Source organism: Pseudomonas sp. TH21 (genome assembly GCF_016651025.1).
Classification (GTDB): domain Bacteria; phylum Pseudomonadota; class Gammaproteobacteria; order Pseudomonadales; family Pseudomonadaceae; genus Aquipseudomonas; species Aquipseudomonas aylmerensis.
In genome coordinates, this window is sequence record NZ_JAEKEQ010000001.1 from 2,210,639 (window position 1) to 2,225,798 (window position 15,160).

Consider the following 15,160-nt stretch of genomic DNA (forward strand, 5'->3'; position numbering starts at 1 on the left):
GGGTGAAGAACATGAATGCGATGCCCACACCAGCCGTAGAGATGCGCGATATCTCGAAGAAATTCGGTGGCATCAGTGCACTGAGCAACGCTGGGTTTTCGGCACATGCCGGGGAAATCCATGCGTTGATGGGCGAGAACGGCGCGGGCAAGTCGACCCTGATGAAAATCCTTGCCGGGGCCTACGTACGGGATACCGGCACGGTCAGCCTGAATGGCGAATCGGTGGATATCCGCAAGCCGGGCGATGCACTCAAGCTGGGTATCTCGATCATCTACCAGGAGTTTGCCCTGGCCCCGCACCTGTCGGTGGCGGAAAACATCTGCATCGACGACCTGGGCAAGAGCCGTGGTGTTGTGCAGTGGGCTGCGATGCGCAAAAAGGCCCGGACGATTCTGGATGAGCTGGGTTTCAGCGATATCGACGTGCGCCAAGCGGTCGGCAGCTTGCCGGTGGCGTACCAGCAGGCCGTGGAAATCTGCAAGGCGTTGTCGCGTAATTCCTCGGTGCTGGTGTTCGATGAGCCCACCGCCGTGCTGACCTCGCATGAAGCGGAAAAGCTCTTCAAGATCCTCGACGAGCTGCGCCGCAAGGGCGTGTGCATTGTGTACGTGTCGCACCGCATGGATGAGATTTTCCGCATCTGTGACCGCGCGACAGTGCTCAAGGATGGCAAGACCGTCGGCACCCTGGCCCTGGCGGATGTCACCGAACGCGGGCTGATCGAGATGATGATCGGCCGTGAACTCAGCGACCTGTTCCCGCCGCGCAACGCGCAGATCGGCGAGGTGCTGTTGGAGGTGGATCAGCTATGCGCCGGGCGGCTGGTGCGCAACGTGAGCTTCAACGTGCGTGTCGGTGAAGTACTGGGCTTCTGCGGCCTGGTGGGGGCAGGGCGCACGGAGACGATGCGCGCGATCTTCGGCGCCGACCGCAAGACCTCCGGGACCCTGCGCTTGAATGGGCGCGAACTGCACAACCGCACGCCGCGCGAAGCCATCGCCAATGGCATTGGCCTGCTGCCCGAGGACCGCAAGCAGCAGGGCGTGCTGCTGGAAATGTCGATCCGCGTCAATGGCGCGCTGCGCCCCGCCAGCCCCTATACCGGACGCATGGGCTGGATCGCCAGCGGCAGGGAGACCCAGGGCATCGAGGCCCTGCGCAAGCAACTGTCGGTGAAGACGCGTTCCATCGAGCAACGGGTCGGTGACCTGTCGGGTGGCAATCAACAGAAAGTCGCGCTGATGAAGTGGGTCGATGCGGGTTGCCGCGTGCTGATTCTCGATGAGCCGACACGCGGCGTGGATGTGGGTGCGAAAACCGAAATCTACCGGGTGATCAACGCCCTTGCCGAGCAAGGGGTGGCAATCATCATGGTGTCTTCGGAAATGATCGAAGTGATCGGTATGTGTGACCGCGTTGTGGTCATGCGCGAAGGTGCGATCGCCGGTGAGCTGGTGGGTGAGCGCATCAAAGAACAACAGATGATTTGCCTGGCGATGGGAGTCGAGCACCATGAATAACCCTGATTACAAACTGGCCGCGGCCGAACCGCTGCAACACGACAGCCACGCCGATGCCGGGCGTGCGCACCGGCGCTCACTGCAACGCCTGTTTCTTGAGCACAACGCGCTGGTGATGCTGGTACTGCTGGCGATTGTCGCCAGCGTCTTGTCCGCGGATTTTTTCACCTATCAGAACCTCGGCAACCTGTTGCGCCAATTGACGCCGCTGTTGCTGGTGAGCATCGGCATGTTGATCGTGATTCTGACGGCGGGGATCGATTTGTCCGTGGCGTCGGTGGCTGCCGTGGGCGGGATCGTGGTGGCCATGACCCTGAACGTGATGCCGGTCGAAGGGGGACTTGGGCTGCTGCTGGCGGTGACGGTCGCGGTCGCATCCGGCGTCTTGATGGGCTTGGTGACAGGCACGTTTATCGCCTACTTCCGCATGGCACCCTTTATCGCCACGCTGGCGATGATGACGGTAGGGCGCGGCCTGGCCTTTATTTTGTCGAACGGCCAGCCGCAACGGCTGGATGACAAGCTGACCAGTGCCCAGTGGTTGCGCGATTTCGGGCGCCTGGCCGATGGCGTACTGGGCATTCCCTGGCCCGTGTGGCTGGCGATCCTGGTGACGGTCGTCTTTGCGCTGATCCTGCGTTACAACACCTACGGACGACTGACGATTGCCAGCGGCAGCAACGAAACCGCGGTGCGCCTGGCCGGGATTGCGGTGGAACGCTACAAGTTGGCGGCCTATGGCATCTGTGGTGGGCTGGCGGCATTGGCCGGGGTGGTGATTGCGTCGCGCTCGGGTGTTGCGGCGCCCAGCGCGGGCATGGCGCTGGAGCTCGATGCAATTGCGGCGTGCGTCATCGGCGGCGCGCTGCTGAGCGGCGGCAAAGGCACGATTTTCTACACCGTGGTCGGCGTGCTGGTGCTGGGGCTGATCGGCAATATCATGAATCTGCTGAGTGTACCGGCCTACCCACAGCAGATTATCAAGGGGGCGATTATCGTGATTGCCGTGCTGTTGCAGGGCGTAGGACGGCGCGACGCACGGATTTGAAGGACGCGCCTGCCGGAGTGGCAGGGGTAAAATGATGATGTATGATGCGTGATCTGCGCCCCTGCCGCAGGCGTCGAGGCCTGCCGGGCGCACGTCATCGACCATGGAGATCGAGTAACAGTGACCGTGCATAAGCCCATTGATAAAGGCAACTTGAGTGAGCGGGTGTATTCCATTATTCGCACGGCGTTGATGGACGGCCAATACCAGCCCGGCGATCGCCTGCGCATCAGCACCCTGGCCGAAGAGTTCGGGGTCTCGATCACGCCAGTGCGCGAGGCGATCTTCCGGCTGGTCAGCGACCATGCGCTGGACATGAAGGCCGCGACGTCCATCTACGTGCCGGAGTTGTCGGTCAGCCAGCTCAGGGAAATCCAGTTGATCCGTCATCTGCTTGAAGGTGAGGCTGCCGGTGCCGCCGCGCAGCGCATTACCGTGCCGGAACTGATCAATCTTGAAGGTATCCAGGATGCGTTTCAGAAGGCGGTTTCGGTCGACCATCGGCAGGCGGCATTGCTCAACCGCGAGTTCCACTTCGGCCTGATCAGCGCGGCGCGCATGCCTGTGGTGTCCAAGACCCTGGAGAACATGTGGGTCATCATGGGGCCGCTGCTCAGCCGCTTCCACGCGGAAGTGCCGAAATTGGAACTGGCGAGCGCCCAGCATAAGCACTTTGAAGTGCTTGAAGGCCTGCGCACGCGCGACTCGGGCAAAGCCAAGGCCGCGCTGCAGGCCGATATCGCCTGGGGAGAGTTGATGATCGAGTGGTTGGAGAAGAAGGAAAGCCTGGCCGAGGTTTAGTCGGCGAGGCGCGCTACCCATTTGCCACTGCTGGAACCTTGCTTGAGGGCACGAAGCGCTTGCGGCAGCTCATGGAAGTCGAAGACCTGCTGTGCAGGTACCCGCAGTTTGCCGTTCAGGACCGCGTCGAGAAGCCGTTCGCCGTGTTGGCGCAAGGCCTGCCGATCACTCAGGCTGGCGTAGGCGTGAAAGCTGTTGAGCGCCACCTCGTGCAGTGAAATCGCAGTGCTGAAAGCCGGCAATGGCGCGCTTTCCTGGCGGTCCTGGATGCACACCAGGTGCCCGTTGTAGCCGAGCAGGGGCGCGAGTGTGGCTGCATGCGCACCGCTCACGGTGTCGAACACGGCGTCTAGGCGGCGTTCGCCCAGGGCTGACTGAAGTGCCTGCTGCCAGCCGGCGTCGCGGTAATCGAATACACCGACCACGCCCAATGCCTTCAGGTGGGCATGATGAGCCGTGCTCGCCGTGGCCCACACACGCAACCCACGCTGTACCGCCAACTGCGCCAACAGCAGGCCCACCGCACCGCCCGCGCCGACCACCAACACCTCGCCAGCACTGCCCGGAATCTTTTCCAGCGCCTGCCAGGCCGTCAAGCCGGGGCAGGGCAGTGAGGCCGCCCAGGCATCATCGAGGGCCGCCGGCACGGTCATCACCGTCGCCGCATCGAGTATGCAGAACTCGGCAAAACTGCCGTCGCGATCCAGCGACTGATGGTAGGCCACGCGCGTACCGGGTTTGATCGGCACTCCGGCACCGCTCGCAACCACCATGCCCATGCCATCCACGCCCGGCACATGTCCGGTTTTCCACGCCGCATGACCCCACTCGATGATCTTCCAGTCCACCGGGTTCAAGGCGATGGCACGATTGGCGATGAGCACCTCACCCGGTCCGGGCTGATCCAGGCTTTTGCGGACCAGCTGCAAACCGTCGATCCCCGCACCTGCAGTCCAGGACCAGGCAGCGAAATCTGTCTTCATCATCAGTGTTTATCCCTAAGGCGAGAGTCGCGCAGTATCACCTGGGACGCGCTGGCGATAAATGTGCCTTCTGGAATGAGTGTTGTGAGAAAGAATCAACAATCATCAAGGCGCGGGGCTGATCCTCCCGCGTGTGCAGCGGGGGGATGTGCTGACGTCGGCCACAGTAACCTGCGGGGCCGGCGACATCGCGTGACGCTCACGACTCGATCAACTCCCGCACCCGCGCCGTCAACGTGTCCAGCGCAAACGGCTTGGTCAGTATCTGCATGCCAGGCCCCAAGCGCGTGTCGCCAATGATGGCGCCTTCGGCGTAGCCGGTGATGAACAGGGTTTTCAGCGCGGGCCGTACTTCGCGGCCGGCGTCGGCCATCTGGCGTCCGTTCATGCCGCCGGGCAGGCCGACGTCGGTGATGAGCAGGTCGATGTGCACGTCGGAGCGCAGGATCTTGAGCCCGGTAATGCTGTCACTCGCTTCGATCAGGCTGTAGTCGAGGCCGCCGAGTACATCCATCAACAGCGTGCGCACACTGGGTTCATCGTCGACGATCAGGATGGTCTCGCCGTACTCCGCCGGTGCGGCACTGGTACTGTCCTGCTCGGGCGTGGGCTCAATGGTCTGTCCATAATAACGTGGCAGGTAAAGGCTGATGGCGGTGCCGCGCCCGACCTCGGAGGCAATGCGCGCCTGCCCGCCGGACTGTTTGGCGAACCCATAGATCATCGACAGCCCGAGACCCGTGCCCTGGCCGATGGGTTTGGTGGTGAAGAACGGATCGAACGCCTTGGCCATGACATCGGGCGTCATGCCGGTACCGGTGTCGGTGACGGTCAGCGTCAGGTATTCCCCTGCGCTCAGGTCTTGGGCGCTGGCAGTGGCAGCGTCCACCCGCACATTGGCGGTCTCGATGCTGATGCGCCCGCCATCGGGCATGGCGTCGCGGGCGTTGATGCACAGGTTGAGCAGGGCGTTTTCCAGCTGGCTGGCATCCACCAGCGTCGGCCATACGCCACTGGCGCCGAGGGTTTCCACACTGATGCTGGGACCCACGGTGCGCTGGATCAGCTCGCCCATGTCGTCCATCAGCAGGTTCACATCGGTGGGCCGCGGGTCCAGGGTCTGCCGGCGCGAGAAGGCGAGCAGACGGTGGGTCAGCGCCGCCGCGCGCTTGGCCGCACCCTGGGCGGTGGTGATGTACTTGTCGACTTCCGCCCAGCGACCCTGCGCGATGCGCAGCACCGTCAGTTCAAGCGCGCCGGAGATCCCCGCCAGCAAGTTGTTGAAGTCATGGGCGAGGCCGCCGGTCAGTTGGCCCACGGCTTCCATTTTCTGCGACTGGCGCAGTTTTTCCTCGGCCTGGATCAGCTCGACGGTGCGCTCGGCCACGCGTTGCTCGAGGGTTTCGTTGAGGGCGCGCAGTGCGGCGGTCGCGCGGTCGCGCTCGGCTTCCACGGAGCGCCGGCCCTCGACGTCGATGACCACGCCCGGCAAGGTCAAGGGCGTGCCATCTTCGGCAAGTTCGACCCGGCCGTTGGCCTCGATCCAATAGTATTTGCCGTCGGCGCGAAGCACGCGGTACTGGTGCGCGTAGGCGCCGCCACGGGCAATCGCGGCATTGATGGCGGTGGTCAGCCCGTCGCGGTCTTCCGGGTGCACCGAGGTGATCACCTGCGCCAGGCTCAGGCCTTCATGGCCCAGGGCCGGGTCCACGCCAAAGGCGCGGGCGAACGCGTCGTCGATGGTGAAGCGGTCGCTGGGCAGGTCCCAATGCCAGGTGCCGATGATCGCACCGGCGGCCAGCGCCAGTTGCACGCGCTCGACGTTTTGCCGCGCCACTGCTTCGCTGATGCGCAGGCGCTCCTGCGCGTTGCGCCGCTCGGTGACGTCACTGAAGATAATCGCGATCTGCCGGTCGGCCGGGTCGCCGACACGCACCGCGCGCACGTCGAACCAGCGCTTGAACGCTTCAGCGTAGCTTTCGAAAGTGGCTGGCTCGCCGGTCTTGGCCACGTGCCCGTAGGTCTCGAACCAGAAACTTTCCAGGTCGGGGGCGAACTCGGTGACCCACTTGCCGCGCAGGTCGACCCCGGCCTGGCGCTCGAACGCCGGGTTGGCCTCGACAAACCGGTAGTCGATCGGCCGATCATCGGCATCGAACTTGACCTTGACGATGGCAAACGCCGACTCGACCGTCTCCAGGATGGTGCGAAATCGCTCTTCGCTCTGGCGCAATGCGACGTGCGCGGAGCGCATGTTCGACATGTCGAGCAGCGCCTGGCGATAGCGTGCCTGGGTGTCTTCGAAGGAATTCGGCGGTACATCTTCGCTGCGCGCGCCTGACATGGGGTCGACGCCCGCCTCTGTCAGCAGGGCACGCAGGCGCAGGACTTGCGCCTCCAGCTCTTCACGAGTCAGGTCTTTCACTGCTGTTTCCATCGATGTGTGAGAGGGAGCAACCAAGCCGCTAAGACCCGCGCGCCCGCCAGAGGGTTCAATCAGGGGGAGAGGGGCTTTGCGAGAAGTAAAGCCGGCTTTTCGGGGGCTGGCTACTTTTTCAGCGCGGCGCGCGAAGCGTCCTAGTCGCATTTTGTTACGAACCAATGACCGCTAAAGGCCACATTGAGACGGTAAATGGGGACAAGCGCGTGGTTTGCCATTCAACTTTCATAAAAACGTAACAACTCTGCTGCACAGTTCGGGAGCCCGTAATTACAAGGATTCTCCTGAATGAAACGTCTGATGAAGTCTGCTGCACTCGCCGTTGCGGTTTCGCTGGGGGCCACCTCGGTATTTGCTGCCGAGAACGTCCGTCTGACCGGTTCAGGCGCCAGCTTCCCTGCACCGATCTACCTCACCTGGTTCAAGGATTTCAGCAAGAAAAGCGCGGGTGTCACCGTGGATTACCAATCCAAGGGCAGCGGCGCAGGTGTGCAGGACTTCCTGAATAAAACCGTCGATTTCGCCGCCAGTGACTCGGCGATGAAAGACGAAGACATCGCCAAGGTCGCCGAAGGCGTGCAGTTGCTGCCGATGACGGCGGGCGAAATCGTGCTGGCCTATAACCTGCCGGGCAACCCCAAGGGCCTGAAGCTGCCACGCGAGGTTTATTCCAACATCTTCCTGGGCAAGATCACCAAGTGGAACGACCCTCAGATCGTCGCCGCCAACCCGGACCTGAAACTCACCGACACGCCAATCACCGTGGTCGTGCGTGCTGATTCCAGCGGTACCACCGCCGTCTTCACCAAGCACTTGGCGGCGATCAACCCGCAGTTCCAGAAGGACCTGGGTGAAGGCAACACCGTCAACTGGCCAGCCAGCGACAAATTCATCAAGTCGCCGAAGAACGATGGTGTGACCGCCACTGTACGCCAGACCCCGGGCGCCATCGGCTACATCGAGTACGGCTTCGCCAAACTGGCCAAGGTTGACTTCGCCCAGTTGCAGAACAAGGCCGGCCATTACGTCGTGCCAAACGCCGAAAGCGGTGCCGAGGCTCTGGCCGCGGTGAAAATGCCGGAAAGCCTGGTGGCCTGGCTGCCGGACCCGGATGGCGCCAAGTCCTACCCGATCACCTCCTACACCTGGATGATCTTCCGCAAGGACAACGGCAACCCGGCCAAGGCCAAGGCCATGCGTGAAATGGTCGAGTACAGCCTGACCGAAGGGCAGAAGATCGCTGATTCGATGGGCTACATCCCGCTGCCGCAATCGGTTGTCGATCAGGTTCGCAAGGCTTCCGCCAACATCCAGTAACACCCGTGTGGTCTCTCTCGGTGTGTGCGTCCAGCCGCGCCGAGGGAGTTTCCCCCCTGTTCCGGAATTAGCCAATGAACACACCTTTTGTCGTACCGGTTAACCCGGATTCTGCCTGCCAGCCGCCTTCCACGAAGGATTTCCTGGTTGACCGCACCTTCCGTGCCCTTGCGCGAATTGGGGTGGTGCTGATTCTGGCGTTGGTCTTCGCCTTGGTATTCGAGGTGGGACGCAAGGCCCTTCCGGGCATGGAAAAGCACGGTTTCGATGTGCTTTTCGGCAGTGTCTGGGACGTTAACCAAGGCAAGTACGGCATTCTGCCGGCCATTTGGGGCACGCTGTACAGCGCCCTGATTGCCTTGCTGATCGCCGGTTTCTTCGGTGTCAGCATGGCCATTTTCCTCACCCAGGATTTCCTGCCGGCGAAGCTGGCAGCGGTGTTTCGCACCATTGTCGAGCTGCTCGCGGCCATCCCCAGCGTGGTTTATGGCCTGTGGGGGATCTACGTGGTGATCCCGGCGATTCGGCCACTCACCGCCTGGCTGAACAGCGAACTGGGCTGGATTCCTTTTTTCGGCACGTCCCTGAGCGGGCCCGGGTTGCTTCCCGCCGCGCTGGTACTGGCCATCATGATTCTGCCGACGATTGCGGCAGTGTCGCAGGACGCGCTCACTGGCGTGCCGATGAAAACCAAGCAGGCCGCCTACGGCATGGGCACCACCCACTGGGAAGCGATTCTCAAGGTGATGGTGCCTTCGGCGGCGACTGGCATTTTCGGCTCGCTGGTCCTCGGCCTGGGTCGCGCGCTGGGTGAAACCATGGCGCTGGCGATGCTGGTGGGCAATGCGAACAACATTTCGCTCTCGCTGTTTGCGCCGGCCAACACCCTGGCCGCGCTGTTGGCGCTGAACTTCCCCGAAGCCGGCCCCAACGAAATCGAGGTGTTGATGTACGCCGCGCTGGTGCTGATGTTTATCACGCTGCTGGTGAACATCCTCGGCTCCATGATCATGCTCTACGCCCAGCGGGGGAACAAATAATGACTGACCTCACTTCGCCTGCCAGCAGCTTGACCTCGCCAGCCGGCGCCATGCCCAGCCTGCAGCGCAAGTTCGAAGGGCGCGCCCTGCGCAGCCTGGTGCTGACCACGTTGGTGTGGACGGGTGCGCTGATCGCCAGCGTGCCGCTGATTTCCGTGCTGTACATGCTGATCACGCGCGGCGGGGCACGGCTGAGCCTGGAAGTGTTCACCGAATTGCCGCCTACCGGTTTCGAGACTGGCGGCGGCTTCGGCAACGCCATGGCCGGCACCTTTGTGATGGTCGGCATTGCCGCCGCCATTGCCGTGCCGGTCGGCATCATGGCCGCCGTCTTCCTCGCTGAACTGGGGCCCGACAGCAAGCTGGCAAACGCCGCGCGCTTTGCCGCCAAGATGCTCACCGGGCTGCCGTCCATTCTGGCCGGCGTGTTCGCCTACGCCCTGGTGGTGATGACCACCGGCACCTACTCGGCACCGGCCGGCGGCGTTGCCCTGGCGGTGTTGATGCTGCCGATCGTCGTGCTGACGGCTGAAGAGTCGATGCGCATGGTGCCCAAGATCATGAAGGACGCCGCCTACGGCATGGGCTGCACGCGCTCGCAGGTCATCTGGAAAATCATCTTGCCAACCGGCATGCCGGCGATTCTCACCGGCGTGATGCTGGCCGTTGCGCGTGCTGCGGGCGAAACCGCGCCATTGCTGTTTACCGCGTTGTTCAGCAACTACTGGATCTACCACGACGGCAGCCTCGCGGTGATGAACCCGACGGCATCGCTGGCCGTACTGATTTACAACTTCTCCGGCATGCCCTTCGACAATCAGCTCGAACTCGCATGGGCGGCTTCGCTGGTGTTGGTGATGATCGTGCTGGTCGTGAACATTGTCAGCCGCATTTTCGGCAAGCCCAAGTACTGAACAAGGGAGCATCTGAATTTTGAACGTATCAACTGCGCAAATAGCCGCTCCGTTTACCACCCAGGCGCCTGTGGTCATGGACTGCAAGCTCGACAAGATTTTCTACGGCAACTTCATGGCCGTGCGCGACAGCCACGTACCCATCGAGAAAAACAAGATCACCGGCTTCATCGGGCCTTCCGGTTGCGGCAAGAGTACCGTGCTGCGCAGCCTCAATCGGATGAATGACCTGGTCAAAGGTTTCCGCTTCGAGGGTCACGTGCATTTCCTCGGGCAGGACGTGTATGGCAAAGGCGTGGACCCGGTGGTAGTGCGCCGCTATATCGGCATGGTGTTTCAGCAACCGAACCCGTTTTCGATGAGCATCTTCGACAACGTCGCGTTTGGCCTGCGCCTCAACCGCTACAAGGGCGACCTCGGCGATCGCGTCAAGCATGCGCTGCAGGGCGCCGCGCTGTGGGATGAGGTCAAGGACAAGCTCAAGGTCAGTGGCCTGTCGCTTTCCGGCGGCCAGCAGCAACGGCTGTGTATCGCCCGCGCCATCGCCACCGAGCCGGAAGTGCTGTTGCTCGACGAGCCGTGTTCGGCGCTCGACCCGATCGCCACGCGCCGGGTTGAAGAGTTGATGGTCGAGTTGAAAAAGGACTACACCATCGCGCTGGTGACCCACAACATGCAGCAGGCCATCCGTGTGGCTGACACCACTGCGTTCTTCTCGGTGGATATTTCCCAGGGCACGCGTACTGGCTACCTGGTAGAGATGGGCCCGACCACCCAGATTTTCGGCAGCCCCCGCGAAAAAATGACCGAGGACTACATCAGCGGCAAGTTCAGCTGATCGACCTTTCCACCGTTTGCCAGGATTGCCAATGTCTGCAACACGTCGTCTTGATTTGCCCGCGATCGAACGCGCTCTGCGTAAAGTACAGAGCCGCTTTGCCGAGCTCAGCCGCCACTTTACCGAGCCGCGCGATCCGTTCACGGACGAGGTGCTGGAAAATGTGCTGGAAGGCTATGCCCTGATTGATGACTATGTCGCTCGCGGCGTCGACCTGTTTGACCTGCAGCAACTCAACCTGATGCTGGAGATCAATGCCACCGTGCTCTGCGGCAAGGACCCGGTGCGCCGGCTGGAATACGCCCAGCACCTGGCGGCGACCGAGCAGCACTTTTTCAACAATGTCGAGGGTGGCATCAAGGACTTGTACAACTGGTATTGCGCGTACCGCAGCGAGTCGGTCTGGAAGCGTGCAGCCGGTGTCTACGTGCGCATCCTCAGCAAGCCGCAATTGTTCATCGAGGGCAATAACCGCAGTGGTTCGCTGATTGTCAGCTACCTGCTGATGCGCGCGGGGCTACCGCCGTTCGTGCTCACGCTGGAAAACGCCGAGGGCTATTTCAACCCGTCCTCGGTCATCCGTAACTCCGCCAAGCATGGCGTCAAGGCCCTGTACGAATTGCCCAAGATCAAGAAAAAATACGCGGCATTCCTGGAAGATCAGGCCCCGGATCCCAGGGAGTTCTTCCTGGGCGACACACCCGTGCCTGCCGCTCGGGGAGGCCTGTGATGGGGGGTTATCCAGTGCTCGACAGCGTTCGGCGTCTGTTCAATCGCCCGCGTATCCGCATTTCGTTCGACATCGACGACACGCTGGCCTGCCAGCTTCACCACAGTGCGGTCGAACACAGCCGGCTGCCGGCCTGTGTCCACCGGTGGCTGGGCGAACCGCTGCGCGTGGGGACTCGCTCGCTGACCCGTGAACTGCGTCGCCAGGGCTGCAGCATCTGGGTCTATACCTCGTCCGGGCGGACCCCGTCCTACATCCGGCGTTGGCTGTTGCTGTACGGCATTCGTGTCGACGGCGTGGTCAACAGCGTGCTGCACAACCGTGCGCTCAGCGTGCGCGGATTGTCGAACGCACCCTCCAAATTTCCACCGGCCTTCGACATCGACCTGCATGTCGACGATTCCGAAGGCGTGCGCAGTGAAGGCCATGACCACGGCTTTCGCGTGGTAGTGGTCGACCCGCAGGACGAGCAGTGGGCACAGCGCGTGCTCGACGCGGTCGCGCACGTCCAGGCGCAACTGGCCCGCCAGCAACCGCTCAGCTTTGCGCCGCCGACACGGCGGCGTCCGCAGGTGTTTTCCTGAAGGCCCGCTGCAAGCTTGTGTGAGTGACAAGCGCGGAGTCGGTAGGCTGTGCGGCTACAACCCGCTTCGACGCAGGCGCATCAGGTCCTGGCGCGCCTCACTGCGTTTCGCATCGGCTACCCGCTTTGCCTCGCTGAAGCGCAGCCACGCGTCGGCATTCGCCAGACTGGTGCCAATGATTGCGTAGGCCGCTTGCTCCAGCCGATCTGCCTCGTAGAACAGTTCGGTATTGCGGGCAAGCGCATCCTGGGAGGCAAGAGGGTTCGATGTTTTGCACGTGTTCGCGGCCATGGCCTTTACCTCAAGGTCGTCATCGGCGAGCGAAATTCAGGCGCCCTGGTCGGGGCAGGCGGATCGTAGCTCGCGCAAGGACTGACACAGGCCGTTCCTGTGTCTGGGTGTCCTGCTTTATGGATCGATGGTGGGGCAAAAACGTTCAAATTAGTGCAAGGGCGCGGCGTGACCATTCGTCAGGCACTGTTTGGATTTTTTGAACGCGCCAGCGCTCGTTCCACACAGATAAGTGACAGCCCACCTTATCCACGGAAAATGGTCATGAAAAAACTTACTATGTGCCTGAGCCTTTGCAGTGTGTTCATGCTGCATGGGTGCTTCGACAGCGCCGACAACACCACCAAGGACAACACTGGCGGCAGCAAATCTTCGGTGCAGATGCAGGAGGGCAAGGCCAAGGACAGTCAGTAAGCCCGGCAGGCCAGGGATAGCCGGCTATCCCTCAAGGTTGCTCAGGTAGCTGAACAGGTTGGCGGCCTCGGGCGAAAGGCGCGACGTATCCGCCACCCCTACGTACAAGGTGCGCGACGCCCATTGGCCCTCCAGCGGGATCGCGCGCAGCTTCGTCTCAAGTAACCCCGGGTGCACCGAGCCCAGCGGCAGGATGCCGATCCCCAATCCCGCCTCGATCATGCGGCAGATGCCATCGAAACTGCTGACTTGAATGCGCACCTTCAGGCGTTTGCCGGTGCTGGCGGCGGCATCATTGATACGCCGCAACAACGAACTGCCTTGATTCAACGCGACGTAATCGAAGTCCAGCGTCTCGGCCAGGGCAACGCTTGCACGCTGCGCCAGCACGTGGCCCTGCGGCACCAGTACCACCAGCCGATCATGCCGATAGGGGTGTATGTGCAGGCCGGGAGCGGCGACGTTGTCGGCAAAGATGCCGATCTCGGCCTGACCCTTTTCCACTGCATGAATCGCGCGGTCGCTGAGGACCTCCTCCAGTTCGATGCGCACCTGCGGGTTGGCCGCGAGAAAAGCCGCGAGATCCTGCGGTAAAAACTGGATCACCGCCGACGTGTTGGCAAACAGCCGAACATGACCACGCACGCCATTGGCGTAGTCGGTGGCGTCATGGGCCATCTGCTCGGCGGCGTCGAGGATGGTTCGCGCGTGTTCAGCCAGGCCGCGTCCCGCCGGGGTCAGTTGCAGGCCTCGGGCAACGCGGGTGAACAGGCTGCAATGGGTCACCCGTTCGAGTTCGGCCAGTCTTTTGCTCGCCGCGGAAACGCTCATGTGAGCACTGGTGGCGGCCTGGGTAAGGTTTTGTGTCTTAGCGGCCAATACCAGCAGGCGCAGGGACACCAGATCAAGCTGCAGCAAATTGAACATATCCACCTCTGTGTTTCCAATCTGGAAAGAGTAGTGGAAATCTTTGACATTCTCACGGCGTGTTTTTGCGCGGATTATCCGGCCATCACCTCCAACAACAACGGATACCGTCATGAGTCTGCCCCTGGAAGGCATCAAGGTGGTCGAAATGGGCCAACTGATTGCCGGACCTTTCGCCGCCAAGATCCTCGCCGAGTTCGGCGCCGAAGTGATCAAGATCGAACCGCCGGTCACCGGCGACCCCCTGCGCAAATGGCGCTTGCTGCACGACGGGACCTCGGTGTGGTGGGCCGCCCAGTCGCGCAACAAACAGTCGGTCACCCTTGATCTGCGCCAGGCCGAAGCGCGTGAGGTGGTCAAGCGCCTGGTCCAGGACGCCGACATCCTGATTGAAAATTTCCGCCCTGGCACCCTGGAAAAATGGGGGCTGGGCTGGGATGAACTGTCAGCGATCAACCCCGGGCTGGTGATGCTGCGGGTTTCCGGTTACGGCCAGACCGGGCCGTACCGCGACCTGCCCGGTTTCGGCGTGATCGGCGAGGCCATGGGTGGTCTGCGCCATTTGTCCGGTGAGCCAGGACGCACGCCGGTACGGGTTGGCGTGTCCATTGGCGATTCGCTGTCCGCGCTGCACGGCGTGATCGGTGTGCTGCTGGCGCTGCGTCACCGCGAGCAGCACGGCGGCGCTGGCCAGCAGGTCGACGTGGCGTTGTACGAGTCGGTGTTCAACATGATGGAAAGCCTGATTCCCGAGTATTCGGTGTTCGGCAGCGTGCGTGAGCCGGCCGGCAGCAGCTTGCCCGGCATCGCACCGACCAACGCCTACCGTTGCAAGGACGGAAAGTATGCGTTGATCGCCGGCAATGGCGACAGCATCTACCGGCGGCTGATGGAGAAGATCCAGCGCCTCGATCTGGCCGACGACCCTGAGCTGGCGCAGAACGACGGACGGGTGCGGCATGTGGCGCGGATCGACGCGGCAATCTCCACCTGGACCGCCGAGCGCAGCCTCGACGACGTCCTGGCAGCGCTGAAAGACGCGAACATTCCCTGCGGAAAAATCTACGACGCCGCCGACATCGCCGCCGATCCCCATTACCAGGCGCGCGACATGCTGCTCGCCAGCCAATTGGACGACGGTACGCCTGTCACCTTGCCCGGCATCGTGCCCAAGTTGATGGCCACCCCCGGTCGCGTGCACTCGCGCGCGCCGGCCCTGGGGCAACACACCGACGCGGTGCTTGAACGCATCGGCATCGACGCACCGACCCGCGAAGCCTGGCGGGCTCGCGGCCTGATCTGACACCAGG

The 15,160-nt window shown here is 62.4% G+C and carries 15 protein-coding genes; 11 read left to right on the forward strand and 4 right to left on the reverse strand.

Annotated elements, in window-relative coordinates; all coding sequences use genetic code 11:
• Positions 1-11 precede the first annotated feature (11 nt).
• The 3 genes from JFU04_RS09975 to JFU04_RS09985 all read left to right on the forward strand — a co-directional run bounded on the left by JFU04_RS09975 (position 12) and on the right by JFU04_RS09985 (position 3,372).
• Positions 12-1,523 carry a sugar ABC transporter ATP-binding protein gene (locus tag JFU04_RS09975; RefSeq protein WP_201143967.1) on the forward strand — a complete coding sequence of 504 codons (1,512 nt, stop codon included), beginning with the start codon at positions 12-14 and terminating at the stop codon, positions 1,521-1,523.
• The gene (locus JFU04_RS09980) at positions 1,516-2,571 is read left to right on the forward strand and encodes an ABC transporter permease (protein ID WP_120448139.1); all 1,056 of its coding nucleotides are present in this window, start codon (positions 1,516-1,518) and stop codon (positions 2,569-2,571) included. The genes JFU04_RS09975 and JFU04_RS09980 overlap by 8 nt, the downstream gene beginning before the upstream one ends.
• 126 nt (positions 2,572-2,697) lie before the next feature.
• On the forward strand, positions 2,698-3,372 hold the full coding sequence (locus tag JFU04_RS09985; protein WP_342389435.1) for a GntR family transcriptional regulator: 675 nt from the start codon (positions 2,698-2,700) through the stop codon (positions 3,370-3,372).
• Here JFU04_RS09985 and JFU04_RS09990 read toward each other — a convergent pair.
• A complete protein-coding gene (locus JFU04_RS09990; RefSeq protein WP_201146362.1) occupies positions 3,369-4,355 on the reverse strand; it encodes a zinc-binding dehydrogenase in 987 nt (328 codons plus the stop codon). The two genes, JFU04_RS09985 and JFU04_RS09990, sit on opposite strands and share 4 nt — an antisense overlap.
• Positions 4,356-4,554: 199 nt before the next feature.
• Entirely contained in the window at positions 4,555-6,780 is a 2,226-nt protein-coding gene (locus JFU04_RS09995) for an ATP-binding protein (protein WP_065905628.1), read from the reverse strand.
• 303 nt (positions 6,781-7,083) lie between these two features.
• Here JFU04_RS09995 and pstS point away from each other — a divergent pair, with 303 nt between their 5' ends.
• The 6 genes from pstS (at position 7,084) to JFU04_RS10025 (ending at position 12,218) form a co-directional block, all read left to right on the forward strand.
• Positions 7,084-8,112, forward strand: a complete 1,029-nt coding sequence (pstS, locus tag JFU04_RS10000) for a phosphate ABC transporter substrate-binding protein PstS (RefSeq protein WP_065905629.1) — start codon at positions 7,084-7,086, stop codon at positions 8,110-8,112.
• A gap of 74 nt (positions 8,113-8,186) precedes the next feature.
• A complete protein-coding gene (gene pstC, locus JFU04_RS10005; RefSeq protein WP_065905630.1) occupies positions 8,187-9,152 on the forward strand; it encodes a phosphate ABC transporter permease subunit PstC in 966 nt (321 codons plus the stop codon).
• Positions 9,152-10,066: a phosphate ABC transporter permease PstA gene (pstA, locus tag JFU04_RS10010; RefSeq protein WP_106804463.1), complete on the forward strand. Its 915-nt coding sequence runs from the start codon at positions 9,152-9,154 to the stop codon at positions 10,064-10,066. Before pstC ends, pstA begins: the two co-directional genes overlap by 1 nt.
• 76 nt (positions 10,067-10,142) lie before the next feature.
• On the forward strand, positions 10,143-10,904 hold the full coding sequence (gene pstB / locus JFU04_RS10015; RefSeq protein ID WP_065905635.1) for a phosphate ABC transporter ATP-binding protein PstB: 762 nt from the start codon (positions 10,143-10,145) through the stop codon (positions 10,902-10,904).
• Positions 10,905-10,935: 31 nt separating this feature from the next.
• The gene (locus JFU04_RS10020) at positions 10,936-11,634 is read left to right on the forward strand and encodes a hypothetical protein (protein ID WP_065905637.1); all 699 of its coding nucleotides are present in this window, start codon (positions 10,936-10,938) and stop codon (positions 11,632-11,634) included.
• A complete protein-coding gene (locus tag JFU04_RS10025; RefSeq protein WP_106804461.1) occupies positions 11,634-12,218 on the forward strand; it encodes a hypothetical protein in 585 nt (194 codons plus the stop codon). Before JFU04_RS10020 ends, JFU04_RS10025 begins: the two co-directional genes overlap by 1 nt.
• A gap of 54 nt (positions 12,219-12,272) precedes the next feature.
• Here JFU04_RS10025 and JFU04_RS10030 read toward each other — a convergent pair whose 3' ends face one another.
• The gene (locus JFU04_RS10030; RefSeq protein WP_106804460.1) at positions 12,273-12,509 is read right to left on the reverse strand and encodes a hypothetical protein; all 237 of its coding nucleotides are present in this window, start codon (positions 12,507-12,509) and stop codon (positions 12,273-12,275) included.
• A 264-nt stretch (positions 12,510-12,773) separates the two neighbouring features.
• On the opposite strand from JFU04_RS10030, the gene JFU04_RS10035 reads away from it, so the two are divergent.
• The gene (locus JFU04_RS10035) at positions 12,774-12,923 is read left to right on the forward strand and encodes a hypothetical protein (protein ID WP_162946072.1); all 150 of its coding nucleotides are present in this window, start codon (positions 12,774-12,776) and stop codon (positions 12,921-12,923) included.
• A 24-nt stretch (positions 12,924-12,947) separates the two neighbouring features.
• Here the strand turns inward: JFU04_RS10035 and JFU04_RS10040 are convergent, their stop codons facing one another.
• Positions 12,948-13,850 (reverse strand): LysR family transcriptional regulator, encoded by a 903-nt coding sequence (locus tag JFU04_RS10040; RefSeq protein ID WP_201143969.1) that lies wholly within the window; start codon positions 13,848-13,850, stop codon positions 12,948-12,950.
• A gap of 112 nt (positions 13,851-13,962) precedes the next feature.
• Between JFU04_RS10040 and JFU04_RS10045 the strand changes: the two genes are divergently transcribed.
• Positions 13,963-15,153, forward strand: coding sequence for a CaiB/BaiF CoA transferase family protein (locus JFU04_RS10045; RefSeq protein ID WP_201143970.1), 1,191 nt, complete (start codon positions 13,963-13,965; stop codon positions 15,151-15,153).
• Positions 15,154-15,160 lie beyond the last annotated feature (7 nt).

Excerpts from the sequence above, each read along its gene's own strand:
- JFU04_RS09975 (WP_201143967.1), top strand. The coding sequence starts at position 12 with ATGAATGCGATGCCCACACCAGCCGTAGAGATGCGCGATATCTCGAAG.
- JFU04_RS10020 (WP_065905637.1), top strand. The coding sequence starts at position 10,936 with ATGTCTGCAACACGTCGTCTTGATTTGCCCGCGATCGAACGCGCTCTG.
- JFU04_RS10040 (WP_201143969.1), bottom strand. The coding sequence starts at position 13,850 with ATGTTCAATTTGCTGCAGCTTGATCTGGTGTCCCTGCGCCTGCTGGTA.
- JFU04_RS10045 (WP_201143970.1), top strand. The coding sequence starts at position 13,963 with ATGAGTCTGCCCCTGGAAGGCATCAAGGTGGTCGAAATGGGCCAACTG.
- pstC (WP_065905630.1), top strand. The coding sequence starts at position 8,187 with ATGAACACACCTTTTGTCGTACCGGTTAACCCGGATTCTGCCTGCCAG.
- JFU04_RS09990 (WP_201146362.1), bottom strand. The coding sequence starts at position 4,355 with ATGAAGACAGATTTCGCTGCCTGGTCCTGGACTGCAGGTGCGGGGATC.
- JFU04_RS10035 (WP_162946072.1), top strand. The coding sequence starts at position 12,774 with ATGAAAAAACTTACTATGTGCCTGAGCCTTTGCAGTGTGTTCATGCTG.
- JFU04_RS10025 (WP_106804461.1), top strand. The coding sequence starts at position 11,634 with ATGGGGGGTTATCCAGTGCTCGACAGCGTTCGGCGTCTGTTCAATCGC.
- pstS (WP_065905629.1), top strand. The coding sequence starts at position 7,084 with ATGAAACGTCTGATGAAGTCTGCTGCACTCGCCGTTGCGGTTTCGCTG.
- JFU04_RS10030 (WP_106804460.1), bottom strand. The coding sequence starts at position 12,509 with ATGGCCGCGAACACGTGCAAAACATCGAACCCTCTTGCCTCCCAGGAT.
- pstA (WP_106804463.1), top strand. The coding sequence starts at position 9,152 with ATGACTGACCTCACTTCGCCTGCCAGCAGCTTGACCTCGCCAGCCGGC.
- pstB (WP_065905635.1), top strand. The coding sequence starts at position 10,143 with ATGGACTGCAAGCTCGACAAGATTTTCTACGGCAACTTCATGGCCGTG.
- JFU04_RS09980 (WP_120448139.1), top strand. The coding sequence starts at position 1,516 with ATGAATAACCCTGATTACAAACTGGCCGCGGCCGAACCGCTGCAACAC.